This is a genomic window from Alicyclobacillus pomorum DSM 14955, from assembly GCF_000472905.1.
In the GTDB taxonomy this organism is placed as follows: domain Bacteria; phylum Bacillota; class Bacilli; order Alicyclobacillales; family Alicyclobacillaceae; genus Alicyclobacillus_A; species Alicyclobacillus_A pomorum.
This window is the reverse complement of the sequence record NZ_AXAR01000001.1, coordinates 329142-354961: the sequence shown is the minus strand read 5'-3', so window position 1 is coordinate 354961 and position 25820 is coordinate 329142. Positions and strand designations below refer to the sequence as shown.

General features: G+C 55.3%; 22 protein-coding genes. 2 read left to right on the top strand and 20 right to left on the bottom strand.

All coding sequences use genetic code 11. The annotated features are described in order from the left end of the window. Nucleotides 1-14: 14 nt before the first annotated feature. The 8 genes from YWK_RS0101640 to YWK_RS0101605 all read right to left on the bottom strand — a co-directional run bounded on the left by YWK_RS0101640 (nucleotide 15) and on the right by YWK_RS0101605 (nucleotide 9778). The gene (locus tag YWK_RS0101640; RefSeq protein WP_026963417.1) at nucleotides 15-986 is read right to left on the bottom strand and encodes a sugar phosphate isomerase/epimerase family protein; all 972 of its coding nucleotides are present in this window, start codon (nucleotides 984-986) and stop codon (nucleotides 15-17) included. 20 nt (nucleotides 987-1006) lie between these two features. After that, entirely contained in the window at nucleotides 1007-2173 is a 1167-nt protein-coding gene (locus YWK_RS0101635; protein ID WP_026963416.1) for a Gfo/Idh/MocA family protein, read from the bottom strand. A gap of 117 nt (nucleotides 2174-2290) precedes the next feature. Next, a complete protein-coding gene (locus tag YWK_RS0101630) occupies nucleotides 2291-3337 on the bottom strand; it encodes a Gfo/Idh/MocA family protein (protein ID WP_026963415.1) in 1047 nt (348 codons plus the stop codon). A 44-nt stretch (nucleotides 3338-3381) separates the two neighbouring features. Next, nucleotides 3382-4404 carry a Gfo/Idh/MocA family protein gene (locus YWK_RS0101625; protein ID WP_026963414.1) on the bottom strand — a complete coding sequence of 341 codons (1023 nt, stop codon included), beginning with the start codon at nucleotides 4402-4404 and terminating at the stop codon, nucleotides 3382-3384. 182 nt (nucleotides 4405-4586) lie between these two features. After that, nucleotides 4587-5834 carry an MFS transporter gene (locus YWK_RS17795; protein ID WP_051374876.1) on the bottom strand — a complete coding sequence of 416 codons (1248 nt, stop codon included), beginning with the start codon at nucleotides 5832-5834 and terminating at the stop codon, nucleotides 4587-4589. 331 nt (nucleotides 5835-6165) lie between these two features. Next, complete coding sequence (locus YWK_RS0101615) at nucleotides 6166-7914, bottom strand: DUF4855 domain-containing protein (RefSeq protein ID WP_169727117.1); 1749 nt, start codon at nucleotides 7912-7914, stop codon at nucleotides 6166-6168. 83 nt (nucleotides 7915-7997) lie between these two features. Next, entirely contained in the window at nucleotides 7998-9050 is a 1053-nt protein-coding gene (locus tag YWK_RS0101610; protein ID WP_026963412.1) for a Gfo/Idh/MocA family protein, read from the bottom strand. A gap of 26 nt (nucleotides 9051-9076) precedes the next feature. Then, a complete protein-coding gene (locus YWK_RS0101605) occupies nucleotides 9077-9778 on the bottom strand; it encodes an N-acetylmannosamine-6-phosphate 2-epimerase (protein ID WP_026963411.1) in 702 nt (233 codons plus the stop codon). 233 nt (nucleotides 9779-10011) lie between these two features. Here YWK_RS0101605 and YWK_RS0101600 point away from each other — a divergent pair, with 233 nt between their 5' ends. After that, nucleotides 10012-10839: a metallophosphoesterase family protein gene (locus YWK_RS0101600; protein ID WP_026963410.1), complete on the top strand. Its 828-nt coding sequence runs from the start codon at nucleotides 10012-10014 to the stop codon at nucleotides 10837-10839. A 55-nt stretch (nucleotides 10840-10894) separates the two neighbouring features. On the opposite strand, the gene YWK_RS0101595 is transcribed toward YWK_RS0101600, so the two are convergent. The 7 genes from YWK_RS0101595 to YWK_RS0101565 form a co-directional block, all read right to left on the bottom strand. Next, a complete protein-coding gene (locus YWK_RS0101595) occupies nucleotides 10895-11917 on the bottom strand; it encodes a Gfo/Idh/MocA family protein (RefSeq protein ID WP_026963409.1) in 1023 nt (340 codons plus the stop codon). A 27-nt stretch (nucleotides 11918-11944) separates the two neighbouring features. Next, nucleotides 11945-13072, bottom strand: coding sequence for a mandelate racemase/muconate lactonizing enzyme family protein (locus tag YWK_RS0101590; RefSeq protein ID WP_035465781.1), 1128 nt, complete (start codon nucleotides 13070-13072; stop codon nucleotides 11945-11947). 2 nt (nucleotides 13073-13074) lie between these two features. Continuing rightward, nucleotides 13075-14154, bottom strand: a complete 1080-nt coding sequence (locus YWK_RS0101585; RefSeq protein ID WP_026963407.1) for a GNAT family N-acetyltransferase — start codon at nucleotides 14152-14154, stop codon at nucleotides 13075-13077. Between the two features lie 47 nt (nucleotides 14155-14201). Continuing rightward, on the bottom strand, nucleotides 14202-15083 hold the full coding sequence (locus YWK_RS0101580) for an ABC transporter permease subunit (RefSeq protein ID WP_051374874.1): 882 nt from the start codon (nucleotides 15081-15083) through the stop codon (nucleotides 14202-14204). Continuing rightward, nucleotides 15083-16018 (bottom strand): carbohydrate ABC transporter permease, encoded by a 936-nt coding sequence (locus YWK_RS0101575; protein ID WP_026963405.1) that lies wholly within the window; start codon nucleotides 16016-16018, stop codon nucleotides 15083-15085. The genes YWK_RS0101580 and YWK_RS0101575 overlap by 1 nt, the downstream gene beginning before the upstream one ends. Before the next feature lie 222 nt (nucleotides 16019-16240). Next, entirely contained in the window at nucleotides 16241-17557 is a 1317-nt protein-coding gene (locus YWK_RS0101570) for an ABC transporter substrate-binding protein (protein WP_026963404.1), read from the bottom strand. Nucleotides 17558-17620: 63 nt separating this feature from the next. After that, nucleotides 17621-19453 (bottom strand): DUF4855 domain-containing protein, encoded by a 1833-nt coding sequence (locus tag YWK_RS0101565; protein WP_026963403.1) that lies wholly within the window; start codon nucleotides 19451-19453, stop codon nucleotides 17621-17623. Between the two features lie 319 nt (nucleotides 19454-19772). Here YWK_RS0101565 and YWK_RS0101560 point away from each other — a divergent pair, with 319 nt between their 5' ends. After that, entirely contained in the window at nucleotides 19773-20504 is a 732-nt protein-coding gene (locus YWK_RS0101560; RefSeq protein WP_026963402.1) for a DUF2161 domain-containing phosphodiesterase, read from the top strand. Between the two features lie 66 nt (nucleotides 20505-20570). Here the strand turns inward: YWK_RS0101560 and YWK_RS0101555 are convergent, their stop codons facing one another. The 5 genes from YWK_RS0101555 to YWK_RS0101535 all read right to left on the bottom strand — a co-directional run bounded on the left by YWK_RS0101555 (nucleotide 20571) and on the right by YWK_RS0101535 (nucleotide 25538). Continuing rightward, on the bottom strand, nucleotides 20571-21485 hold the full coding sequence (locus tag YWK_RS0101555) for a proline dehydrogenase family protein (protein ID WP_026963401.1): 915 nt from the start codon (nucleotides 21483-21485) through the stop codon (nucleotides 20571-20573). A 387-nt stretch (nucleotides 21486-21872) separates the two neighbouring features. After that, a complete protein-coding gene (locus YWK_RS0101550; protein WP_026963400.1) occupies nucleotides 21873-22058 on the bottom strand; it encodes a hypothetical protein in 186 nt (61 codons plus the stop codon). Between the two features lie 77 nt (nucleotides 22059-22135). Beyond that, nucleotides 22136-23077: a 4-hydroxy-3-methylbut-2-enyl diphosphate reductase gene (locus YWK_RS0101545; RefSeq protein WP_026963399.1), complete on the bottom strand. Its 942-nt coding sequence runs from the start codon at nucleotides 23075-23077 to the stop codon at nucleotides 22136-22138. Between the two features lie 18 nt (nucleotides 23078-23095). After that, the gene (locus YWK_RS0101540) at nucleotides 23096-24634 is read right to left on the bottom strand and encodes a nicotinate phosphoribosyltransferase (protein ID WP_084453385.1); all 1539 of its coding nucleotides are present in this window, start codon (nucleotides 24632-24634) and stop codon (nucleotides 23096-23098) included. Nucleotides 24635-24641: 7 nt separating this feature from the next. Further along, nucleotides 24642-25538: an inositol monophosphatase family protein gene (locus tag YWK_RS0101535; RefSeq protein WP_026963397.1), complete on the bottom strand. Its 897-nt coding sequence runs from the start codon at nucleotides 25536-25538 to the stop codon at nucleotides 24642-24644. Between the last annotated feature and the right edge of the window lie 282 nt (nucleotides 25539-25820).

The following is a 25820-nucleotide window of genomic DNA, read 5'->3' as shown; positions in this document are numbered from 1 at the left end:
TATTTCTTCTGCGGTTACGCCCACCACATGTCCGCCACAGATTCCCGCAACAGCGCTCGCTGCAACAGTTCAACCGCCTTTCGAAATCCTTCCATCGGAGAGGCCAGTGCGTCCTCGTGTTCGATGCTGAGGACACCGTCATACCCCACCGTCCGCAAGACGCTGACGATTTCGCGCCACTTGTGTTCCGACAGTCCGTACCCAACACTCCGGAACGTCCAGGCACGGCGGTTGATCTGCCGGTACGACTTTGTGTCAAGCACCCCATTGACCCGGACATTCGCCGGATCTAAGTACACATCCTTCGCATGGACGTGGAACATGGCGTCGTGCTGCGCTAAATAACGGATGGCCTCGCATGGATCGATGCCCTGCCACACAAGGTGACTCGGATCGAAATTCGCCCCAATCTCCGGCCCGACCGCTTCCCGCAACCGGATCAGCGTCTCCGGGTTGTAGACCAGAAACCCCGGATGCATTTCGAAGGCGATGTGACGCACCCCATGTTCCCGCGCGAATTCCGCTTCTCGCTGCCAATACGGGATGAGCTTTTCGTTCCATTGCCATTCCAGGACCTCTGCGTATTCCGGCGGCCACGCGCATGTCACCCAGTTCGGAAAGCGGGCCGCATCGCAGTCGCCTGGACAGCCTGAAAAAACATTGATGCAATCGATTTCCAGCTGTTCAGCGAGTCGCACCGTCTGTCGCCACGTCTGATGGGCCCTCTCCGCCACGTCCCCATCCGGGTGCAGCGGGTTACCGTGGCAGCTGAGAGCGCTGACTACCAGATTGCGTTGTGCGAGGGCCTCAGAGAACGCCTTCCGCGCCTGTGCGTCGTTCAACAGCACATCCGGCTGGCAATGGGCGCTGCCCGGATAATTGCCGGTCCCAATTTCCACCGCGTCCAGACCGTGCGCCTTCACAATGTCGAGCATCTCTTCAAATGGGTGATCCTGAAACAAAACCGTGAATACCCCGAGCTTCATATCGGTCCTCCTCCCCTGTCTCACGCATCGTAGGCGACAGATACCCACTGGCGCCGCGCGTGGCTTTCCAGCATCGCGTCGATGACGCACTGCATCCGGTGACCCTCTGCAAATGTCGCGAAACCGCAGGACTGTGTGTCGGTGGATGCAGCCCCTTCTCTGACGGCCTCGTAGAATCGGAGCATGAGGTTTTTCAGGCCATCCGGCCAGCCCTGGTTGTGCCCGCCGGGATAGTGCAGGAATGGACGAGCGGACGCCGCAATCAAGGCGGGATCCGCCATCACGATTTCATTCGGACCATCCCGGTGTCCAATCCACAGACGCTCCGAGGCCTCCTGATCCCACATCGCTGACGCGTCGCTCCCGTCAATTTCGCAGACGAGATGGTTCTTTCGCCCCGGCGTGATCTGCGAGACCGTCACCGTACCGACCGCCCCGCCGTCGAATCGCAACAAGAGCGTCGCATAGTCCTCCGTATGCACCTCGACCTCCTCAAAGTCCGGGGCGGAAGTCTCTGCAAACGTCGCCGCGCGCTGCTTCGCCCGCCGACGCGTGGGCAGCAACGTGGCGAGGTCTGCAAAGACCTCAGTGATACGCTGTCCGGTGACAAACTGCACCGTGTCCATCCAGTGCGATCCGATGTCCGCCACCGCCCGAGACCTACCGCCCAGCTGCGGGTGAACGCGCCAGTTGTAGTCCGAATCTTTCGACAACCAATCCTGCAGATAATGACCCCGGATGAGTCGAATCGTCCCCAGCCGTCCGTCTGCAATCATGGCTCTGAGGTGCTGCACCATCGCGTAGTGCCGGTAGTTGAAGCAGACCCCGTTCACCACGCCGGCCTCCTCCGCAATCCTCACCAGTTCCTCGGTCTCCGCTCGGCTTGTGCCGAGGGGCTTTTCCGATAACACGTGTTTGCCGGCCAGAATGATGTCGCGATTGATGGAAAAGTGCAGGTGGTTCGGGGTACAGTTGTGGATGCACTGGATCTCAGGATCCTGGAGCATCTCGCGATAATCACCGTACGCTCTGGCGATACCGTACTGCCTGGCCGTTCGCTGAGCCGCTTCCACATTCGAACCGGCCACTGCGACCACCTCCGCACACCCCGTCCGTTCCACTGCTTCAATGTGTGCAGGTCCAACAAATCCAGTCCCAATGATTCCAACCTTAATTTTCACCGCCATCCTCCTTTCTTCGAATGCCATGTGGTCGACTCCGACCTGCCTCCGCATTGCGGCAGAAGCCAAAGAATTGGAAGTCACCACAGCGCCGGAGCCCATCTGGCGATGGTGAAAAAATACTCAGGCGAGCTGAATCGAGGCGCGCCGCTCTGCACTGCGATACATCGCGTCTACAATTTCGGTCACTTGCAAAGCTTGTTGAACGGTCACGAGTGGTGTACGTTCTTCCAAAATCGAATGGACGAACTCCGCAATCTCCAAGTCGCCCACATTGTCTTGCTCACCAGGCATCCACGCGGGTTTTGTGTTCAATAACATGCCGTGCGCAGCCTTGTTTAACTGAAAGGGAAATACGTCGAGGCCTGCATGTGTGCCCGAAAAGGACACATTTTCAACGGATTGAGCAACATTCAGTGCCCAGGACGCTTCAAACTGCATCGCCATTCCATGCTCACAGCGAATGAAGGCAGCGGCGTGGTCTTCGACTTCAAAGTGTTCATGATCCCAAGGTCCCCACGGATTGACGTTTGGCTGGGTTCCCAAGTGTGCCGAAATCACACCGGTCACTTCCACGACCTTGGGATTTCCAGCGAGCCACAACGCCAAATCCAGCAGGTGCACACCAAAGTCAATCATCGCGCCACCGCCTTGCAAGCTGCGGTTGGTGAAGACGCCCCAACCTGGTATCCCCCGTCGACGAATCGCTTGCACGCGCACCATGTAGATGTCGCCAAGTTCTCCCGATTCAATCACGCGCTTGGCCGCCTGTGCCTCGGCTTGAAAGCGGTAGTGAAACCCTGTCATCAGCGTCTTACCTGCTTGCTCTGCGGCCCGGATCATGTTTTTGGCTTCTTCTGGGCACAGCGCCAGCGGCTTCTCACAAAGAACATGGATGCCCCTTTCCAGCGCTGCAATGGAAATAGGCGCATGGAAACTGTTGGGCGTACAGACACTGATGGCATCCAACTTTTCACAATCAAACATTTCTCGATAATCCGTATAAGCTTTCTCTATGCCGAACTCGGACGCTGTACGAGTGACCACGTCCTTGGACACATCACAAATCGCGACGAGATCGACCTCGTCCTGCAGTTTTACGTAACCTGGAATGTGTCTGTTGCGTGCAATCCCGCCTGTTCCGACGACGCCTACGCGCAATCTCGCCATGTCAATATCCCTCTCACGGTATGTCTTCTTTCGTGCTGAACCACTCAGGAATTTTGCAAATCGCTCAGATAAATGGGCTTGTGTTCCATGACGGATCGATTCGACGCTTCCATCAACCGGGTCAAATCTACAGCCATTTCAATGTTCTCAGCAGCCGTCGTACCTCGTTGAATGTGTGTAATCCACTGCTCGAAAGCAGACGGCTTGTCGGGAGGGAATTGCTCTAACGCCACCCAGTTCGCGTCAGACGTACGTTGCATTGAACTGCGAACCCACAACTTGTTTTCTGGGGTGCCGTAAAATAAACTTCCATGCGTTCCGTGAATCTCAATAGAAAACGGAGAGTGCGGGTTTACAAATCCCGCCTCGACGACGCCGATGGCTCCATTCCGATACCGCAGGATGGCGACGGCATTGTCCTCCACTTGTCTATCGGTGACATAGCCATAATTGGCCGACACACTCTCAGGTAATCCGGCGAAGAGACGGGCCAAATACATGGGATGACAGCCGAGGTCTATCAGCGCCCCTCCACCACACTGAGCCAAATTGTAAAAGTGTTCAGGCAACCAACCACTTGCAGCGCCATCACTCGGGATGGCTCCATTGTGAGACAACCGAACTCGGACTAGCGTCAATTGCCCCAGTAACCCCTGAGCGAGGATCTCTTGAATCGCTTGTGTGGATCCCGTATTGAGCCTGGGCAGAGAAACCATCAATTTGACCCCGGCTTCAGCAACTGCCGCGAGAATTTGGTTGCACTCGGCCAGCGTCGGCGCAAGGACTTTTTCCGTAAAAATGTGTTTGCCGGCCCGCGCTGCCCGCACAATGACGTCGTGGTGATCTGTTGTCGGCGTGGTCACAATGACGCCGTCGATGTCCGGTTGTGCCAGAAGGTCATCGAGATTGGCGAAAAACCGCGCCCCACGTTTCGCCGCCTCGGCTTCACCCCGCTTTGGATCCTCATCCCAAATCGCCACAATTTCCGTATCCGGGTGTTGTTCGGCTTGGTCTGCGTATTCCTTCGCATGGACGTGCCAAAAACTAAGAACCGCAAGTTTCATCATGGCATGAACCTCCCGATGTCCACTCTTGCAAATCGTGCAGGCTTTCGCGAAACGGAAAAATATCCTTTCCAACCATCATTTATATTTATATCGATGAATTTTCAGACTACGTTGAACGGGGCAGTGCCTCTTCTATGTAAGCTATGGGACTACACCGTACGGCGTTCACTGAAAACATCATCTTAGTTTGTATTGAGATTCATACTCGAAGCCCCCACTTCTGCGGCTTTTTCATGATTGTTTCTAAACGCCGAGAGGAAGATGACAGCAATCACTGTGGCAATGCCGGCTGGAATCAACCAGAAGATTTGCCACTGTTGAAGTGCCTTGATTCCTGTCGCCGTCACAGTAGAGTTGAAGATATCACCCGCAATCAACGAGCCGACGAACATGCCAATGCCTTGAGTGAATAGGATGAACAGACTCTGAGCTTGCGCTTTTACCTTGTCACCGGCCTGCTTTTCCGCATAGATGGAGCCGGTTACCATGAAGAAATCGTAGCAGACTCCATGAATGGCAATACCGATAAAAATGAGAGGCATGATCCCTGTGGGTGCACCGATTGCGAACAACCCATACCGAACGGCCCAGGCGAACATCCCTACGAGCAACACATACTTGACTCCTAACCGAACAAAGAGAAACGGAATAAGCAACATAAAGATGACCTCGAGCATTTGTCCGATGGTCATAATGGTTCCCACATTCTTGAATCCGATGGCTCCAAGAAATGGTGACGTGAACGAATAATATGCAGCCAGCGGAATGCAGATCAGTAATGAGCAGATCATGAACACCGCGAAATTCCATTTTCCAAACAATTTCAACGCATCCAGACATAGCAAATCTCTCATCGACAGTGGTTTCCCCTTAGCCGGCGCAGGTGTATGAGGCAAAGCAAAACTATAAATGCCTAGCAGAACAGAAGCGACAGCTGAAATCGTAAAGATGATTGCCCTGTCCGAAAATCCCAGCTGTCCGATTCCTATACCCGCAGCAATCCATCCAATGGTCCCAAACACACGAATGATGGGAAAATGTCTAGCGCTGTCTTCAACGTGATGAAAGGCGACGTTATTCGTTAATGCCAGTGTGGGCATAAAGCAAAGCATGTATAAGAAAATAACGAGGAGAAATAGACTGCTGTTGGCAGACTTCATTTGCGATGGGATGATAAACAGGAGGGTACCACCGATGATATGAAGAACGCCCAGGACTTTTTCAGAAGAGAAAAAGCGGTCGGCAACCATGCCAAGAAAAAATGGAGCGATAATGGCGGAAACAGCCGCCAGTGAATACGTTAATCCAATAATGGAGGACAGACCGTACTTGGTCATCGCCAAACCTGCGGTAGCATACCAAGCTCCCCATACAAAGTACTCCAAAAACATCATGGCGGAAAGGCGAGGTACCTTTAAATCTTGACCCATTCTGCTTCAGCTCCTATAAAAATACTCATGGCAAAATGGAAACTTCTACAGAGAAAGTCAACCGTGCTTCACATTCGTAATACAAGGGAGAAAATACCTTGTTCCTACCTTCACCCCCAATCCAATCGCTCGATTTGCCCTAAATGGTCGATTTGAATCCGTGTGATTTATATGAATTATCGGATTATTGCGTTTGAAAATATTATACTTCGTTTCACTGTACATGTACGTACGAAGTTAAATCCCCCTAAGGTGGTGTAAGGGGAATTTCTTTCACCGCCCCATGAGATTTTGCACCAGAACCCGTCCGGTTATTTATCGGTACGTTTGATTAATAGCAACTTAAACCAGCGGGAATCTGAGGCCATGTAAATGGTGGTAAATTCGGACTGTCATCAGGCACCAATGTATATGAGTTGCCGCTTGGTACGTATTTCTGCGGTACATACGTACCTTTCAGGAACTCGTAGATGAGGTCGTACAAAACACGGTTCTGTTGGTAGTCTGTTAAAACCCCTTGTGTATTTTGATACCAGGCTAATGGCACATTTTGATTGAAATGGTAGGCTAGTGCCGCATCCTGATACTGCAGGTACGTGTTTGTTCCCTTCGTAGCTCCAGGATTAAAGTCTTGGAACGGAAACTCCATTTCCACACCAAGTTGATAATGTTTTGCCAGTTCTGCGGTCTCTGTTAACCGATTTACCGGTGCATCGTAGAAGGCATAATTCGGTTGCATGATGGCGACGTCAAAGCCAAGTGTCCGCCAAATTTTGTAACCTGGTGCTTCAAAATAAGGAATCCAATAAAAGTGCAGATGATTCGCATGAATCAAGCGAGACGTATGCTGCAGTAATTGAACCTCACCGGGTTGGTGAACATCTACACCTTCGTTAAACCAATAGAAGCCGACAAGTTTTAGGTTGTTGTAATGCGCACTGTTCCACAACTGCTCCACTTGATGTAGATACCATGCAACTGCTTTTTGCCGATCTACTGCATGACTGAAATCTAGTTGCCGTCCGCTCATGGATCCCCAATTCGTCACCGAAGGGTCAGGATACGGTATTGAGATGATGACTTTTTCTTGGTAATTCGGGTCGTGTAATGCGGCTTTCGCATGACCGACAGCTTGGTTGAGAGCGTTCAATTGAGTTGGTGTTGTTGCGCTCGGCGAACCCCCATTATGGAAGATATCATCAAGCCAGTTGGTCCAGTCTTGTTGGGTAGCGCTGGGCTGATCTACATTAGGCATCGCCAAGACCGTCTTAAACATCCAGTCACGAATATGGCCTTTACCATCCATATATGTGATCATGGGCAGCCATTGTTGCTCAGTAACATCCCACGGGTAAATCCTTTGATCATACTTTTCCGAGAGCCACATGTTACAAAGCAGAATTTGGTTCGCTCCACCTGTTTGGCTAACCTTAGCATATCCTAGACTTGGCTGGATTTGATTGGGTGTCTCCCGGGGGACTTTTGCTCCGGCCACAATCCCCCTCACTCCAAGCACTTGAATTTGATCGGAGAGTACATATGTATCCACCGGGAATTGTACACGCACGTAACGAGCTTGGAGATTCACGCCGTTTTTCACAAAGGTCACGTTGCGAAGGGATTGGTCAGCGAGCGTTATAGGAGAATTCACGCCTTGAAGACTTTGCCAATGTATTCTATCCAATGATACGGAGAAGATTACCTTTTCAGGCGCATGAACGTAGTCTCCTGGGTCGTTTAAAAAATCCGCAGTCAATGCGTGTACAGTGTCTGTTTGCCCGAGGTCAATCACAATGCTGCGATCATCTTGATCGACAAATCCCACCCAACCTTGATCGTTTGTCGATGGAGCAAGTTTTGGATTCAGAAACTTTCCGTCTGTCAATTTTCCCCCTGTGTCCGGAAACCAGCTTTGTTCATCCGCAGATAGCAATGGATCGGGTATGGGAGCGGATACTGTATATGGTTTATTTAAGGCTAAATTGATATCTTCTTGACTTGTATCAGCAAATACAACGTTAGAGCAACTGAGTACAAGGCAAGATGATAAAGTCGATACTGCAAACGCAATCTTCTTCACACAAACTCCCCCAATATGCATAGACAGAGATTCACCATGGGCTTTTCCTGGTATTTGAAGTCCTTCTGTCACGCGCCAACGCGTCAACCGAGTACGACTTCGCGCCTTCGCTCTGCACTCGCAACAATGGCAGTCAACATTTCCACAATGGAGACGCCTTGTTCCACGGGGATGAGGGGCTGCGTACGGGTCTTCACGGCCTCCACGAAGTGATGGATCTCTGCCTCATATGGATCGTTCCGTTCAATGGACGGACTGGAGTCCAGGAAGATGTCGTTTCTCTCCGAGTAATAGGTGAGCGGATCCAGCGACACACCGCCCTTTGTTCCATACAAGTCGACCTTCAGGTTGTCATCCTGGGGCCCGTTCAACGCCCAGCTGACTTCCAATTGAAGGACAAGGCCGTTTTTGAATCGTATGTAGGCGCTCGCGTAATCCTCCACGTCGAACACGCCATTGTCCTGGTTGGCCGCGTCCGAAGAGCGCCACCGCGACGACATAACCGTGTTGTAGCGGCCGATACCTGTCACGAGGTGGCCAGAGACTGTCTCTGGCACCGGCATGCCCGCCAGCCACCATGCCAAATCGAGCACGTGGACACCGATGTCCATCAGCGGCCCACCGCCTGATACAGCGCGGTTGGTGAACCAACCTGCGGGCGTACCGCGACGGCGCAGAATTTGTGCCCGCGCGGCGTAGAGGTCACCGAGATCGCCAGCTTCAACAAACCGCTTTAACGCCTGCGCATCGTTGCGGAATCGGTGCGTCATGCCCACCATGCAAATGCGCCCGTGCTTCGTTGCCGCGTCCGCCAGTTGGCGCGCCGCTGCCAGGTCCGTCGCCAGTGGCTTCTCCACAAGCACATCGGCGCCGTGTTCAAACGCCATGAGCGCCAGCGGCACGTGGCTATTGTTGGCCGTGCAGATGCTGACGGCGTCGAGCCGCTCCGAATCAAACATGTCCGTGGGGTTTGCATACCAGCGGGCCGCCCCGAATTCTGCCGCCACCTTTTCGGCGCGTGTTGGATCCACATCGGCCACCGCGACCAACTCCACCTCTGGATGATTTCGATAGTGCGGCAAGTGCCCAACGCGGGAAATCGATCCCGTTCCGATGACGCCAACTCTTACAGTCATGCATGGTCCCTCCTGAAAATTCCGATTCATCGAGATATCGCTTTCCGAATCTCTTCCACAAAATCCCGCGTAATGTCCTGTGGCCGCGTGATAGCGGAGCCGACGACGACGGCCCAGCACCCCAGCTCGATACAGGCTTTCGCCTCCTCTGGGCGCCGGATACGGCCCTCCGCGACCACCGAGACCGTAAGCGTGTTCACAAGGTTGGCCACCAGCGCCAGGTCTGGCCCCGCAGATGGGCGGCTGTAGGCGGTGTATCCGGCCATGGTGGAAGCCACGACATCCGCTCCGGACTGTTCCGCCATAATGCCTTCTTCAAGGGTGGAGATATCCGCCATGAGGACGATGTCCGGGAACTCGCGCTTGACCCGCTCCAGAAACGCCGATGTGGACAGATTGCCGGGTCGTCTCCGCATCGTCGCGTCCACCGCCACGATGTCGGCACCAGCCTCCACCACCTCTTCGACTTCGCGCAAGGTGGAGGTGATATAGACCTCCGAGTCTTCGTAGACGCGCTTGACAATTCCAATCACTGGCAGTTCGGTGCATGCTTTGATTCGGCGAATGTCCTCAGCGCCATTCGCCCGAATGCCGACAGCGCCCCCCATCTTCGCTGCCAGCGCCATCTTCGTCATCGTGTCTGCACCATGAAGGGGTTCTCCCTCCACCGCCTGGCATGATACAATGAGCCCGCCTCGGATGCGTTCCAATACCGACCGTTTGTTCATAGACTCCCACCAGACATGTTTTGGCGTTCAAATCCTTTCAGTCACCGTTGACACACCTACCTTGCTCTAGACTATTCGTCAGAAAATAAGAAATATCCTTTCTTTTTGTTTGGTATGGTGGAATAATTTTTTATAAGGACGCCGGTCCGGCAGTTCAAAGCTCCACACCGTTCCGGCCAGACGGCCGTCTCTCGGCCGAAAGACGATGTGAACGAGAAAGGATGGTACAGTTCATGACATCTCAGTCCGGCCGTATTGCCGTGTTCTCCGACATGCACTTTATGGCCTGGCAGCAGACGCTCACCCCTGTGGAGTGGGTGCCGGACTTGGAGCGCGCCCTGCAGGACGCCGCGCGCCAGTCCCCCGACATCTTCGTCTGTAACGGGGACCTGACCAACGGGAAGGATCGCGACTACGATTTGGCCATGAGCGCCATTCGCCGCCACTGTGGCCGGCCGAAACACTATTTCACGATGGGCAACCATGAATACTATGGATTCTACGAGGATGCCGATTTCAGTGATGACCTTGCGCAACAGCGATTCCTGCACCATACCGGCATGCCCAACATCCACTTTGAAGTGCGCCGTTTCGGGCTGTCGCTCGTGTTCCTATCGACCGACGGTTACCGACCGGATTGGAAGGACGCCGGCGTGCTCCACCCGGCCACGCTGCATTGGCTTGAGCAGCGGCTCCTCAACGCACCGCCTGGCCCCGTCCTGGTCTGGTTCCACCAACCCGTTAACGATACGGTCGCCGACTCTACCAACACCTGCATGCAGTCTGACGAACTGCGCTCCATCTTCAGCAAGCGTCCGGGCGTGTTGTTCCTGAGCGGACACACCCACTGCCGTATGGACCGCAAGGACCAGCTCGTGTACCAGGATGGCACGCTGTTCGTCGGCGGTGGTTGCGCATTCGGCGACACGCCCCAGTCTCGTTGGTTAGACATCGGTCGGAACAGTATCGTGCTCCGCATTCGCGATCACCGGGACGAACGGTGGCTCGATGACTGGACGCGGACGGTGCGTTTCCACGGCGGCCTGTGGAGCATCGATTGACGCCCTGTCACTGGATGGACGCGGTCACGGAAGACGAAATGACCGCGTCCGCAGATTACAGGAAGACCTCACGACCCGTCTGGGATGATTCGTAGATGGCCAGAGTGATGTCCACCGCTTTGCGTGCCTCTTCACCAGGCACGAGCGGTTGTCTATCCTCCACAATCGCCTGCGCCATGTCTTCTACGAAGCGATAGTGACCATAGGAACCGACCCCCGAGATGGACGGCGTATCGACTGTGCCAGGGGCAGCCTCGCTACCCTGTACGCACCACTCGAGGAGCCCGCTGTCGTCAAACACAATGGTCCCGCGTTCACCGTGGATCTCGAAGCGAGTGTTACGCTCTGGGTATACCGTCGTCGCCGCTTCAATGACGCCGAGGGCCCCGTTTCGGTAGCGGACGACCGCCACTGCCGTGTCCTCCACCTCAATGCGGCGGGCAAGCGCCGATGCTTTCCCAAATACGGACACGACCCCGCCAGCCAGCCATTGAATCATGTCGACGCCGTGGACTCCCTGGTTCATTAAGGCGCCACCCCCGTCCATCGCCCAGGTGCCGCGCCAACCAGCGCTGTCGTAGTACGACTGATGGCGATAATACTTGAGTGACGCGTCACACAACACGAGCTTTCCGAGTTCGCCGCGGTCAATGGCGCGTTTCACTTGCTCGACAAGCGGCAAGGCACGCCGCTGGTAGACGGCGCCAAGCTTGACCCCAGCCCGGCGACAGGCCTCAATCATCGCGGTCATCCGCTCCGCGCGGATTTCTAACGGTTTTTCGCAGAGCACATGCTTTCGGGCTTCCGCTGCCGCCAGTACAATGTCCCCGTGCATGCCACTCGGAGTACACACACATACCGCATCGACCTTGCGCTCGGCCAAAAGCTCACGGAAATCCGTATAGACGCGGGGCACACCGTGTTCCACTGCAAACCGCCCCGCCCGATCCCGGTCGACATCCGCGACAGCGACCAATTCCGTCATCGGGCACGCCTTAAGCGCTTCCGCATGCAAGTGAGATACCACACCGCAACCCACGATGCCGAACCGAACCCTCTCCCGCGGGAACTTCGCCATATTCCGTCTGCCTCCCATCCCAGTTCGTTACATCGGTTCCGGCGGCACTGCAAAGCGCCGCAACCGCTCCATCACCACCGTGCAGCCAAGTCCCTCGCCCTCCGGCAGTTGCGCTGACCCGTCGAGCACAATCGGCTTTCGGTCAATTGGGTCATCTGCGAGGAAGAACGGGCCGTTGAGATCCACCGGGTCTTCTATCCCCAGCGCGTGAAACAAGTGTGCGCTGGCAACGAGGCCCAGGCTAGATTCGGTCAATCCGCCGCCCAGCAAGCCAAGCCCGGCCTCCCGGGCCAGTTCGCCGCACAGCCTGGCGCGCGCGAGGCCGCCCATTTTTGTCAACTTCACAACCACTGCGTCGCACGCCTCCAGACGAATCGCTTGCAACAGCATCATCGCGTCCCAAATACCCTCGTCCAAAGCCACAGGGACGTCCACCTTGCGCCGCAGTTCGGCATGGCCGAGCCAGTCCAGTGCGGCCAGCGGTTGTTCGAACACGCTGACACCAAGGCGGCCCATCCGCCGGGCCATCGCGATGGCCTCGGGCAGTGTGTATGCCTGGTTGGCGTCGACGCGGAAGAACAGGTCTTTCGCGTACGGGGCCACGGCTTCCAACAAAGCTTCGTCCACCTGCAAGCCAAACCCGATTTTCAAGTCAATGCCCTGATATCCAGCTTCCCTGGCGGCTTTCGCCATCGCTTCCGCATCCGCCGCATCCTTGGTGCTGATGAGGTAAGACAAACGGATGGCCGCTCGCGGTGCCGTCCCCCACAGCGCACACAAGGGCACACGCTGGCGCCGCGCGAGAAGGTCGTGTACCGCCGTATCGATGGCCGCTTTTGCAATCGGTTGCCCACCGCCGGGACCGGGCGCAATCTCCGCGTCCATGGCGCGCAGGATTTCCGTGCTGGAGAGGACGGATTGACCGAGCAACGCGGGGGCGATATAGCGGCGAATCGTGGTCACCACGGATTCCAGCGTCTCGTAGCTCCAGCGCGGGCTCGGCCGCGCTTCTCCCCAGCCGACACTGCCGTCGCTCGCCGTAACTCGGACATACACGTGCGGAGCGCCGGACGCCATGTCGCCCACCACGCCACCAGAAGTCGCGAACGGCCGGCGCAGCGGCAGTCGAACCGGAAACGCTTCAATGGCCGTCATCTTCAATACGCATCACTCTCCCACAACATGGGCGGGCAGGCACTGATAGCCCGAAGCTCAGCCATACGGAGGGCGCCGCCAGCAGCACACCCATGGCTGGGCCGCGCGCCCGCCAGCAACAACGCCGCCAACGCTGCCGTATCATCCGAGGAATCCGTCACCGTGTCGCCGAACCCCGATTCCCGCCAGGCCGCCATGAGCCGCACTGGGTCGACAATGCGACACATCACATCGTTCATCGGCTTGACGGCTGCCATCCCACGTGAAACCCAGGCCCACAGGTGGTGGTCAGCCGGCACACCGATTTCCAGGCGCTCCAGCCCCTCCGACCGGCGCGCAAGCTGCTGCACCAAGCAGGGCGCCGCCGACTCCTCTCCCTCCGCATAGCACAACTCACAGACCCGTACCGTCTTCTCCGGACCGGGCACGGCGCGTACATAGCCAGCCAACCGCCCGTTGCGCCGGGCGAGCAAAAACGTCCCCCGCCGCACGGTCCGGTCAAAACTGGCCTGTGCGTAGGGAAGTTCACGGATGCGGGACCCGGGACGGCCTGCGTTGAACGCCTCGTAGAGGCGGCAGACCTCCTCCGCGTCCGATGCCCGATATGGGTTCACCTCGTACGGCGCCGATGGTTCCGCGGCCAACGTCGCCAACGCCGGTCCTTCCACGACCAGCATCTCGCGGGGCGCGATGCGCCAACCAAGCGCCTCATAGAAATCCGGAATCCCGGTGTACAAGGCGGAAACCGCGAAACCGTTCTCAGACATCCAATGGATCTGGGCGTTCAAGATGGCTCGTGCCAGACCGCGGCCGCGGTAGTCGGGCCTGGTCGCCACATTGCCGATGCCGCCCATTCGCACGCTCGCCTTGCCGAGCCGTGCCCAATACGGAAACACCTGAGCGGCCGACACCATCTGCCCGTCCACCAACGCCAGCCAGGTCGTCTCAAGACCGCAGTCCGCCTCGGCAGCCAACCGCTCAGCAAAATACGAAGCATCTTCCGGAAACACGCTGCTCCAAAACATGAGACACGATTCCCGTTCAGCCCATGTCCGCGCCTGCCGGATCTCCGTCGCTTCCATCTGATCTGCCCCTTTCCCTACCGATTGGGCAGGTTCCTTCGGCTCCCTTACTTGATGCCGGTCAGCGTGATCCCCTGGATGAACCTTCTCTGTACAAAGAAGTACAGCACAATGATGGGCAAGGTGAATAACGTGGAGGCTGCCATCAGCAGTCCCCATTGGACGCTGTGATCCCCGATGAACGACTGCAGTCCAATGGAGAGCGTCCACTTGGTCGGATCGTTCAGATAAATCAACGGACCCATGAAATCGCTCCAACTCGCCAGGAACTGAAACAGGATCACCGTATACATGGCCGGCTTTGCCAGAGGGATCATAATTTGAGTAAAGATGCGAAACTCTGAGGCACCGTCAATCTTGGCCGCCTCCGACAATTCAAATGGAATGGACATGAAGAACTGCCGGAGCAGGAAGATGTACATCGCGGAACCGAAAAAATGCGGAATGATGAGCGGCCAAAACGTGTTGATTAAGCCCATCTTGTTCCACATGACGTATACCGGGACCATCGTCACCTGGGACGGCAGAATCATGGTCGACATCATGAGAAAGAACAAGAACGTGCGGCCCGGATAGCGCAAACGGGAAAAAGAATAGGCGACCAGCGGGCAAGAGATGACCTGTCCAATGATGGAGAAAAACGCGATATACAAGGTATTGTACGTGTATTGCAGAAAGGGAAAATCCTGAACGGCCTGCGCATAATTGGACCACTGCAACACGTGTGGGAAAAAGACAGGGTGCGAAGAAAAAATCTCCTGGTCCGTCTCCACAGACGTCACGACCAACCAGGCGAACGGCATCAGGAACAGGATTCCTACCAGGACAAGTGGCACGTGTGGGAGAATGCGCCTCCGGAACACAACGCTCCAACGCATTGGGGGGTTTGCTGGTTGGGCCTCGAACAGATCTGCAAGCTGTGGATTCATCACTTTTCGCCTCCGTAGTACACCCATCTCGCGGAAGTGCGAAACACCAGAATCGTGAGGACCAGGACAATGACGAAGAGCACCCACGCCATTGCTGAAGCGTACCCCATGTCGAGGAACGAAAACGCTTGCTGGTAGAGATAAGTGGCATAGAACAACATCGAGCCGCCGGGTCCACCGATGTTGTTCGGATCGTTCGCAAATACGTACGCTTGCGTGAAATATTGGAACGAACCAATCAACCCTGTAATCAATTGAAAGAGCGTCATCGGCGAAATCGAAGGGAACGTAATTTTCCAGAACCGCTGCCACGGTCCGGCCCCGTCAATTGCCGCCGCCTCGTAGTACTCGCGCGGCACGTCCTGTAGTGCCGCAAGGTACATCACCGTACCAATTCCGGTTCCCCAGAACCCCATCAAGATTAAGGCTGGTTTCGTCCAGTTGGGATCAGCCAGCCAAGCCGGTTGCCCCATCCCTAGACTCCGCAAGATTTCGTTCACAAGCCCGTGCTCACCATTCAGTAGCCACATCCACAGCAAGGAACTGGCAACGAGCGGTACAATGGTCGGCAAGAAAAAGATGGTACGGTAGATGGATTGCCCTTTTACGTTCATGTTCAGCAACAACGCGATAAATAACGAGAACGCCAGCTGCGGCACAAAGCCGAAAATGGTGATGTAGATGGTATTGTACAGAGACTGATAGAACTTTGGATCCCGAAACAGGTCCTGGTAATTCTTCAATCCCGTAAAATGCGGAGCCGACATCAAATGATAATCGGTCAAGCTGTAGTAAAACGAGATGAGAATGGGGTAGAGTTGAAAGATCAAAAAGCCTAGGATCCAGGGGCTCGCGAATAACAAACCAACCAACAAGGCCTTGCGTCGCCGGCTGCGGATTCCCAACAAGTTCGCATTCACTGTGCTTGCGCTCATACTGCCACTCCTTCGGTATCGCGAGAACCTTCTGACGTTGTAAGGCGCCGCCGCCATGCTCATCCCACAGACGTGCAGAACGCCGCGAAATGGGCTGCTGCGGCACCCCATTTCGCCTGGTCCGATACACGCCTGAGCGGTGGTAAATACCTAAGCGATTTGCAACAGTCCGATGGCTTGGTTCAGCAGGACGAGATACCGTGTGCGTTGCACATCGCCGACCTAGTTCCCTTGGCCGACGAGCGGTTGAATCTGCTGCTTGACCTGCGCCATCGCAGCCGCCGCGCTTTCCTGTCCAAGCAATACCTTCTGCCCTTCGTCAATCAGTGCCTGGGCATACTTCGCCGCGTATGTGCTTGCAGGGAAGGCACCCAAATTATGACTGGATGCCATTTTGAAGAACGGATCCATCACTTTCATCTTCGGATCATCGACCAACGATGGATCGGTCAACGCCGCCGTGACCGATGGGATGGAGTTTCCTTCCTTGGAGAACAGAATTTGCGGCTTCTCGCCCACCATCCACTGCAGAAACTCCCACGCAGCCTGCTTATGCTTGGACTTTGCTGGGATGAACACCGCGTCGGAACCCATCAGGCCGGCGCCGGCGAGTTCAGGATGGCCGTCCGGATACGGGAACGGAGCCACGCCGATGGGGCCATTATCGCCCCTGTACTGTGCGTCCGTGTAGTCCCACCCCATCTCCATCGCCAGCTGGCCGGTCACGAGCGGATCGTTCGGCGTGCCGAGCTTGCCGAAGCCGGATTTGAACTTGTTCATCTGGTTGGCGCCATACAGTTGATAGAATTTGCGCTCGTACTCCAACGCCTGGATGTTCGCTGGATCCGTCGGTGTGACCTGTTTGGCCGCTGGGTCGTAGAACTTTCCGCCGAAAACCAGTGGCCAGAACACAGGGTCGAACCACGGAAAATCGGGCATAAACCCAATTTGCGTGATGTTCCCAGCGCTGTCTCGCTTCGTCAGCTTCTGCGCATCAGCGTACAGCTCGTTGAGCGTCTTGGGCGGACTCTTGATGCCGGCAGCCTGGAAATCTTTCTTGTTGTACAAGAGTGCGCTCTCAATCCCCACGCTGTAAGGCAGCGCGTAGGTATGACCGTTGTACTCCAAGTCCGTCATCAACCCTGGAATGAATTGGGCTGTGCTGAAGTTGCTCTGCTTTATGTCCGAATCAAGCGGTTCAATCGCCCCTTGACCCGCCCACGGAATGATGTTGGTGGATGCCGTCAGGATGATATCCGGGGGTGATCCGCCCGCTAAGGCGATGGTCTGCTTCTGGTTATTCTGGTTTCCGATGGCCGTGACGTGCACATCTTTGTGCGTCTTGTTAAACTCGTCGACTACAGCATTGATTGGGCCTTGGTCCGCTGCCGTCCAGGGATGCCAGAACGTAATCTCGACGGTTCCTCCGCTGTTGCCCGTGTTATTGCCACCACCCCCGTTCCCGCAGGCCACGAGGCCGAAGGTGGAGATGGATCCAACCATCGCAACGGATGCCGCTTTCAACCATCTGCTCTTCACGTTACATACCCCTTTCTCCATTCAACTCTGTGCGTATCCCATAGACCTGACTGTTCCCGAACCTCATTGGGTGTACTGTGTACCGTCCCACAACCTGTCAATAAATTGGTTTGTGTCGTCGTACACCCGATGGTAGAAGGGCGTCTGGTCAGCGTACGCCGTGACCAGCGTTTTCGAATTCTCGTAGTAGCTGTTCATCACATTGTCTTCGAACCCGAGCAAATGACCAGCCGTGAAGTAATCAAAGTAGCGATTCTGCGCGGTCTGGGCCAGGCTCGAGTCACTCGACATCACGTCCCAGTGCGCCTCTATCTCAACCCCCGTCCCGTACGTCTTTGCGAACTGCGCCACGGACTCGAAGCGGGGCCCGGGCGGCATATCCCAATTGAACGAAACGTTGGGCTGGACCATCACAGCATCGAAGCCAAGCTTCCGCCATTCGGTCAACCCGACCGCTCCGTAGAACGGGATCCAGTAGAACCGCATCCAAGCTTGGTGAACCAACTCAGACGTCCCTTTGACCAGCGCTGCGTCCTCCGGTTTTGTGACGTTGAGCGATTCAGGTTGCCAATAGAAACCGGCCAGCTCGAGGTTTTGAAACTTTGCCTGCTGAAAGTCGCGCATTGTCTGTTGTATGTACCACTGGACGGCTTTCAGTTTGTTTTCAAGCGCCTTCTGCTGCCCTACATCCTGTGGATTCAGGTCGAGCGAACTGTCGTTCCCGACAGGTCCGAAATTGCTCGTGTCTTGGATGGTCGGAATCGTAACGACCACCTTGACTTTGCCGTCCGGCCACAGCCCTGGAAGACGAGCGCTCTGCTCCTTTTTCAATTGCGCCTTGTACTGCGACACAGCCTGATCCAGCGCGGACAACTGAACCCCCGGTGAGAACAGGTCTTTAAGCCAACTGTTCCATGCGTCCTCCGACGTGCTCAAGCTATAATTACTGAAGAGGAATCCATCGTACATGGGGCCGCGGGCATGACCCGATGCGTCCTCGTTGGCCACCATCGGCAAGAAGTCGCTGACCTGCCAGGTGCCGAGTGGCCCATACCCGTCCGTGTAGCAGAGCAGCATGTTATGGATGCCACCGGTCGCCGGGCTGCTGGCCCTCAAGTAGCCCGTTTGCCACGTCACCGTCGGATGACCATGCGGTGTCTCGGCGCGTGGATCTGGCGTGGGGTTGCCGTACACTTCAAACTGGTCGATGAATCCCCAAATCTTGTTGGTAAACTCGGCGCGGACATACCGTGCGTTGACATTGATCCCGGAACGTTCAAAAGCTTGCGTCTGCGGTGTGAAATCCCCAGCGCCTTGGGAAGAGGGCACGGCGCCGACGGGCGCCCAGTTCTTTCCGTCTTGCGACACGTAGTAGGTCACGCTGTCCGGAAACACGATGCCCGCACCGAGATCTTGCAAGAAGTCGAGCGAACACCCTTTGATGTTCTCGACTTGTCCGAGATCCACGGTGATGTCGTGGACATACTGGTATGCCAAACCCACCCACTGCGGATCTTTAAAGTTAAGGGTGGCCATCTTCCCGTTCGTCAGCTGCCCTTGATCCGGGTAGTTGGACTGCTCCATGTTGTGCCAATAGGAGTCCGGAATTTGTGCGGTAATGATGTAGGGACGATTCAGTGCCAAGTCTTGTCCAACCGGCTGCGGATTGGCGGTCCGACCTGCAAGATGGGGCACGACTTGTCCGGGGGGCAGAAACGGATAGGACGCTGGATTATCCGGATTGGCTCCGGGATTCTGATCCGGATACCGAGCGTGCATTGTCTCAGCAGTCGTGGGTGGGCTCCCCTGCGCTGTTCCTGCTTCGGCAACGGTACCGAAGAACGGAATTCCGGATGCCATCACGGCGGCGCCTGCAACGAGCCATGCATTGCGCATAAACTCCCTCCTCCAGAAATACATACCGAATCTTCTGAATCACACCCCCGTGTTTGGCCCTATCACTGCGAATTCTCGGTGCGCGATATCGTGGAGTTGTGAGGGTCAGGAGACAGTTGCTGAAGACGTAGGTGGGTACGCCCCCATTATATGAGAGCAATTTTCTTTTTAGCAAGATAAATTTGGAGAAATATTTCGTCACAATTCGACATCCGGTGCATTTCCGTCTCTGGTTGGACTTTCCACAGGTATACGTTCGAGCCCATCCGTATGCGATACAATAGTCCCGAGGCATTCCGAATGAAAGGCGCGTGACCTGATGACCCGCTTGTTTCGAGAAGCAGATATGTACTTACCGTTGCGCGCATTTCTAGAGGAACAAGGGTATACCGTCCGAAGTGAAGTGCACCATTGCGACATTGCAGCCGTTCGCGAAGGCAACTTGCTCATCATAGAAATGAAAAAAAGCTTGAACGTAGATGTACTCGTCCAGGCCGTCAAGCGGCAGAAATTGACCGACACCGTCTATGTGGCCGTACCAAGACCACGCAAAAATGTGGCAATATCCAAGTGGAGAGACACTCGGCACCTTCTCCGCCGACTCGAATTGGGTCTAATGTTCGTCACCCTCGAGTCCCCACTACCTCCAAAGGACCGCGTGCAAGTCGTGGAACATCCCCGTCCGTTTGTGCGCCGTCGCCAAACCAGACAGGTGCAGGCCATCCTCCGCGAAATCTCAGGCCGATCCCTGGATTACAACACGGGCGGCAGCACCCGCCAACCGCTGCTCACGGCATACCGGGAACAGGCCCTGTTTATCGCAACGTGTCTCGCGGTTTATGGCCCACTGTCGCCAAAAGCGCTACGCGCACTTGGAACCGGAGACAAGACCCAATCCATCCTTGCGAATAACGTGTACGGATGGTTTCGTCGCGTGAAAAAGGGCGTCTACGCATTGACGGAATCCGGTCGCCAGGGGCTTGAAGCGTATCCCCAGCTCACCACCTACTACCACGGAGTCATTGAACAACAGAGGCAGAATAAAATATAAAACGTGCCCCAAAGCCACCTCGGGGCACGTGCATGATGACGATGCAAAAATTGCGTGTTTCTTGCCTTAATTGAACATTCCTTTCAATACGAATCCAACGTTGGCTGGACGTTCCGCGAGACGTCGCATAAAGTAGCCGTACCAATCATTTCCGTACGGGACGTACACGCGCATCGGATACCCCTCTCTGACCAACTGCTGCTGCAAATTGGTACGAATACCGTAAAGCATCTGAAATTCGTATTTTTCCTTCGGAATATTGTGCTTTGCAATAAACGATTTTGCGTGTTCAATCATCTTTTCGTCGTGCGTGGCAATCGCCGTAAATCCTTTGCTCAACAATTGCGCTTCCATCAATTTAATGTAGTTGGCGTCCACATCCGCCTTGTCAGGGAACGCGACTTCAGGAGGTTCCTTATAGGCGCCTTTCACAATGCGCAGATGTACGCCCTCAGCGCCCAGCCGCTGTACATCCTCAAGGCTGCGGTACAGGTAGGCCTGGATGACTGTGCCAACATTGTCGTAGTCCTTACGCAATTCGTCCAAAATATCCAGCGTGATTTGGCAATGCGAAAAGTCTTCCATATCAATAGTGACAAGCAGTCCATACTTCTTGGCGACATCGAGAATCCGCCGCATGTTGCTCATGCACAATTCGCGGCTGATATCGAGTCCCGTCTGCGTCATTTTCAATGAGAGAGACGCATCCACACCGGACGCATGAATTGCCTCCAGCGTCCTTACGCAATAGTCGGCGGCCTCGTTTGCCTCAGATTCATCATTCACGAACTCGCCCAAGTGGTCCAGGGTGACTGTCATACCCTGCTGGTTGAGCGTACGCACAACACGAATGGCGTCGTCAATGGTCTCGCCTGCCACAAATCGCTGTGCACCCAGCCTCAATCCGTAACGTTTCGCCCATCGGTTTGCAGCGCGATTCTGTGCCATCGACAAGAACAACGAACGCATCAACTGCTCCATGTACTAAGCCTCCGTTTCTTCACAGCAAGAAAAAAGGTAACAATCCGCCGTCTATTATACACGCATTCTCAGTGACGCGCTTAACGGAAGATTTTGCAGCATTTGATGTTGCTTTCGTTTTGCAAATTTCTGTTTGAATGGGTTGAGCACGTTTCGATGTCCCTTGCGTTTTGCAAGTTCCCACCTGAATTGGTTCAGCACATTTAAATGTTGTGTTTCCCTACAGCCGGAAACACTATGTATTGCGCTGAACCAATCTCTCATTAGTGACTTGCAAAACGCCTGGTGTGTTTCCCGATTCCCGTTGCAAAAAAGTAAGTCCCCCTGCCAATGACAGTGACAGGGGGACTTACTGTTCCATTCGAGAATCGCATATGTGAACTATAGTCAAACCTTGAGCACCTGAAACCCGTGTTGCCCCACCGAGTATCCAATCACAAATCCAAGCAACGCCAGGAAAGCAATCCAAAACAACACGGCCAACAACGTAAACAACCACTTGACGTATTTTCTTCGCAGCCACGTGCAAACAATCGCAATGACGAGTAAGAGAATCAGTAACAATACGAGCAAAGCCAACTCTCCCTACAGTAACGGCGTCTTCTCACCGACAATGACTGTCGTAAGCGTCTGTGGCACAGGTGCGAGGGTCACGACTTCCGAGTTGTCGGCAGAAGCCTATCGGCGCGGACCGTCCGCACGGGTTCCCACGTCGTCGGATCATCCTCCTCGTACTGTTCCAGGTACTCAATGACCTCTTTGGTGATGGGCGTTGGTGTTGATGCACCGGCCGTGACGGCCACCTTCTTGACACCCACTAGCCATTCGCGTTGAATCTCAGTCACGTCCGCAACGCGGTACGCCTTTGTGCCAGCGATTTCCTCAGCAACTTGCGCCAGGCGATTGGAATTGTTGCTGCGCGGGTCACCGACGACAATGCACAAATCGGCCCCCTTCGCCTGGTCTGCCACTGCCTGCTGGCGGGTCTGTGTCGCCATGCAGATTTCATTGTGAATTTCGGCCTGCGGATACTTCTCTTTGACAGCGTTCATGAGGTGCGCGGTATCCCACTGACTCATGGTGGTTTGGTTGGTCACGGCAATCTTGTCGTTGTCAATCGACAACGCTTCAATGTCGTCCAGATTTTCGACCAGAAATACGTGACCTGGCGCGACCCCCATGGCACCTTCCGGTTCTGGGTGACCTTTCCGCCCAATGTAAATGATATCGTAACCGTCTGCAACCTTTTCCCGGATCAAGTCGTGCGTTTTCGTCACGTCCGGACAGGTGGCATCAATCACGTGCAAACCGCGCTCCCGTGCGCACCGCTTCACTTCGGGAGAGACGCCGTGCGCCGTGAAGATGACCGTCCCCTCCTTCACCTGCTCCAGCAGTTCCAGGCGGTTGGCGCCATCCAGGGTAATGATGCCCTCGCGCCGAAACGCGTCGACCACGTGCTGGTTGTGCACAATCATACCCAAAATGTATATTGGGCGCGGCAACGATTTGTCATCGGCCGCCTGCTTTGCGAGGACCATGGCGTCCACCACGCCGTAACAGTATCCGCGCGGTGCAATCTTGATGACTTCCATCCTGGTGCACCTCCGTTCTTACTTATTGTATTTCGCGTGCGGGCGCCATTGACGTAACAAGTATTGCTTCAAATCCCATAACTTTTGCGAAAGATCCACGTGGTGGATATGCGGATTCACGTGTCGCAAGACTTCCGACGAAAATTGCGATAGTCCCTTCACCACCGTCTCCCGAATCGCCTGGAGCGTTGGCAATTCGTAGACCAGCTTACCGCCCACAAACACAGGCACCAACAGTTCTTGAATCTCGTAGTTCTGAATCACCTTGCGCTTGTACGTGTGGACGGGATCAAACAGTTCCAGCGGTTCCGCTGGGTTGAATTGCTCGTCGTCAAGCGCAATCAGATCCGCCGATGCCACCCCATCCACCAGCAAGCGCAGTACTTTCTTCTTCCCCGGATTGGTCACCTTCTCTGCATTCTCGGATATCTTGATGCGCGGCTCCAACCGGCCGTTTGCTTCCTGCGCCGCGAGCTTGTAGACGCCGCCGAGCGACGGGTGGTCGTAGCTCGTAATCAGCTTGGTGCCGACACCCCAGCTGTCAATTTTCGCCTTCTGCATAATCAGGTCGCGTATCGTCCACTCGTCGAGATCTGACGACGCAACAATCTTCACGTAATGCAATCCCGCATCGTCAAGCATCGCTCGCGCCTGTTTCGAGAGATAGGCGAGATCACCACTGTCAATGCGAATACCCTGCAGTCGCTTCCCGTCTTGTTCCATTTCCTTCGCCACGGTAATGGCATTGGGAACGCCACTGCGCAAAACGTCGTAGGTGTCCACAAGCAACACGGTGTGGTCCGGAAATGCACGGTAGTATGCCCGGAACGCGTCCAGTTCTGACGGGAAGCTCTGAATCCAAGCGTGCCCTTGCGTTCCCGACACGGGAATCCCAAAACACTGTCCTGCCAGGACATTGCTCGTGGCGATACAGCCGCCGATGAACGACGCCCGAGCCCCAAACACCGCCGCATCCATATTCTGCGCCCGCCGCAATCCCATTTCTATGACAGGTCCTTGCGATCCCCCACTCTTCGCCGCATCCACAATTCGCTGTGTCTTCGTGGCAATCAAACTCTGGTGATTGACGAACGATAACAGCGCCGACTCAATCAGCTGAACTTCAAACAACGGTCCCTCCACCCGCAGTATTGGTTCCTGCGGGAAGACAATGGTGCCCTCCGGAACGGCGTACAGGTCGCCGGTAAAGCGAAACGACCGCAACTCCTCAAGGAATGCGTCGCTAAACATGTTCAAGCTTTTGAGGTACTCAATCTGCGCGTCATCGAAATGCAAGTGGTGCAAATACCAAACGACCTGCTCTAGCCCTGCAGCGATGACGTATCCGTTCTGACTTGGGTTCTTACGATAAAAGAGGTCGAACACCACGCGCTGGCGATGGCGCCCGGCCTGATAATGGCCGTACATCATTGTCAGTTGGTACAGATCTGTATACAGAGCGACCGGGCGGTTGCGGTAGACCGCCAATTGTGAGATTTCCTCAATGCGCTGAAGCGCACGTTGATGAGATACTTCTGAAACCGTTTGATTCGTCATTCGATGGTCATCCCCTTAGCGCGTCCGGAATTTGTACAGCGGCGTCAATGCCCTCTACCACGTCGTCGCGTCCGGCCGCCACGACGTTGCGCACGCCCAGGTGGTACGGTTTCCCGCCGATTTCCCGAACAATACCACCTGCCTCTGAAATGAGAAGGACACCGGCTGCCAAGTCCCAGGCATTTAAGTCGTACTCCCAGAACGCATCCAACCGTCCCGCTGCCACGTAGGCCAATTGCAGGGCAGCCGCCCCCAGAGCGCGGAAGCTCTTCACCTTGCCGACCATTTTGAAGGCCGCCTCGGTTGTCCACGCACGCGCTTCGCCTCGTGTCGGAACGCCGGTGGCCACCACACAAGCGCGAAGTTCCTTTTCGTTGGCTACCTGCAGCTTCTCGCCTGGCAAAGACGTTGACTGCCCGTTTGCAAAATCCGACGCTTGGGAAGCAGACACGCGGTAAGCGCCCATGCCGCGGACAGCGTAGAACAATTCCTGTCGGTACGGATCGTAGACGACGCCGACACAGAGCTTGCCTGCCTCGGCATAGGCGATGGATACGACGGACAGAGGAAGACCTTGAACGAAATTTGTCGTCCCGTCGAGCGGATCGACAATCCACAAGTGCTGTGCGTTGGCTGCTTTTGCGGTTGCCTCCGCGGATGCCTCGGAGCCTGGCTCCGTCGTCTCTTCGCCGAGGACGTCGTGTTCCGGGAACGCCTCGGCGATATGCTGGCGAATCCGACGTTCACACTCTGGATCCACGTCGGTCACTAAATCAGATGGAGACGACTTCGTCTTCACTTCCCCCACGCTGTCAATGCGGGAGCGGAAGTAATCTCCCGCTTCGATGGCAGCGCGAATGGCAACCGCCAACGGTTTGAACCACGGTTCACTTTGTGTACCCAATCCGAAATCCAGTCCTTTCTCACGGGCGCCCTACGCGCGCCAAACACGTCTATGCAAGGGCAACTCGGCGTCAAACTCACTCAACTTGCCAGTCGCCAAACGGCGTTCAGTTCACCAGAGACTTCAACCACCAAGCCTAGTCTTTCCCAAAACCCACATACGCAGTGGTCACGTTGGCGAAAATGACATGTGTTTCCAATTAGACGCCGATTTTGTCTGCCCAGTTTGGCGGAACCCTTGGTACCGTCTGGTTTGTGTCGTGTGCCTTATACGTGCGACGGC

Excerpts from the sequence above, each read along its gene's own strand:
- YWK_RS0101565 (WP_026963403.1), bottom strand. The coding sequence starts at position 19,453 with ATGCGCAATGCATGGCTCGTTGCAGGCGCCGCCGTGATGGCATCCGGA.
- YWK_RS0101540 (WP_084453385.1), bottom strand. The coding sequence starts at position 24,634 with ATGACGAATCAAACGGTTTCAGAAGTATCTCATCAACGTGCGCTTCAG.
- YWK_RS0101600 (WP_026963410.1), top strand. The coding sequence starts at position 10,012 with ATGACATCTCAGTCCGGCCGTATTGCCGTGTTCTCCGACATGCACTTT.
- YWK_RS0101555 (WP_026963401.1), bottom strand. The coding sequence starts at position 21,485 with ATGGAGCAGTTGATGCGTTCGTTGTTCTTGTCGATGGCACAGAATCGC.
- YWK_RS0101575 (WP_026963405.1), bottom strand. The coding sequence starts at position 16,018 with ATGAGCGCAAGCACAGTGAATGCGAACTTGTTGGGAATCCGCAGCCGG.
- YWK_RS0101630 (WP_026963415.1), bottom strand. The coding sequence starts at position 3,337 with ATGGCGAGATTGCGCGTAGGCGTCGTCGGAACAGGCGGGATTGCACGC.
- YWK_RS0101635 (WP_026963416.1), bottom strand. The coding sequence starts at position 2,173 with ATGGCGGTGAAAATTAAGGTTGGAATCATTGGGACTGGATTTGTTGGA.
- YWK_RS0101640 (WP_026963417.1), bottom strand. The coding sequence starts at position 986 with ATGAAGCTCGGGGTATTCACGGTTTTGTTTCAGGATCACCCATTTGAA.
- YWK_RS0101595 (WP_026963409.1), bottom strand. The coding sequence starts at position 11,917 with ATGGCGAAGTTCCCGCGGGAGAGGGTTCGGTTCGGCATCGTGGGTTGC.
- YWK_RS0101545 (WP_026963399.1), bottom strand. The coding sequence starts at position 23,077 with ATGGAAGTCATCAAGATTGCACCGCGCGGATACTGTTACGGCGTGGTG.
- YWK_RS0101625 (WP_026963414.1), bottom strand. The coding sequence starts at position 4,404 with ATGATGAAACTTGCGGTTCTTAGTTTTTGGCACGTCCATGCGAAGGAA.
- YWK_RS0101580 (WP_051374874.1), bottom strand. The coding sequence starts at position 15,083 with ATGAATCCACAGCTTGCAGATCTGTTCGAGGCCCAACCAGCAAACCCC.
- YWK_RS0101605 (WP_026963411.1), bottom strand. The coding sequence starts at position 9,778 with ATGAACAAACGGTCGGTATTGGAACGCATCCGAGGCGGGCTCATTGTA.
- YWK_RS0101590 (WP_035465781.1), bottom strand. The coding sequence starts at position 13,072 with ATGACGGCCATTGAAGCGTTTCCGGTTCGACTGCCGCTGCGCCGGCCG.
- YWK_RS0101585 (WP_026963407.1), bottom strand. The coding sequence starts at position 14,154 with ATGGAAGCGACGGAGATCCGGCAGGCGCGGACATGGGCTGAACGGGAA.
- YWK_RS0101560 (WP_026963402.1), top strand. The coding sequence starts at position 19,773 with ATGACCCGCTTGTTTCGAGAAGCAGATATGTACTTACCGTTGCGCGCA.
- YWK_RS0101610 (WP_026963412.1), bottom strand. The coding sequence starts at position 9,050 with ATGACTGTAAGAGTTGGCGTCATCGGAACGGGATCGATTTCCCGCGTT.
- YWK_RS17795 (WP_051374876.1), bottom strand. The coding sequence starts at position 5,834 with ATGGGTCAAGATTTAAAGGTACCTCGCCTTTCCGCCATGATGTTTTTG.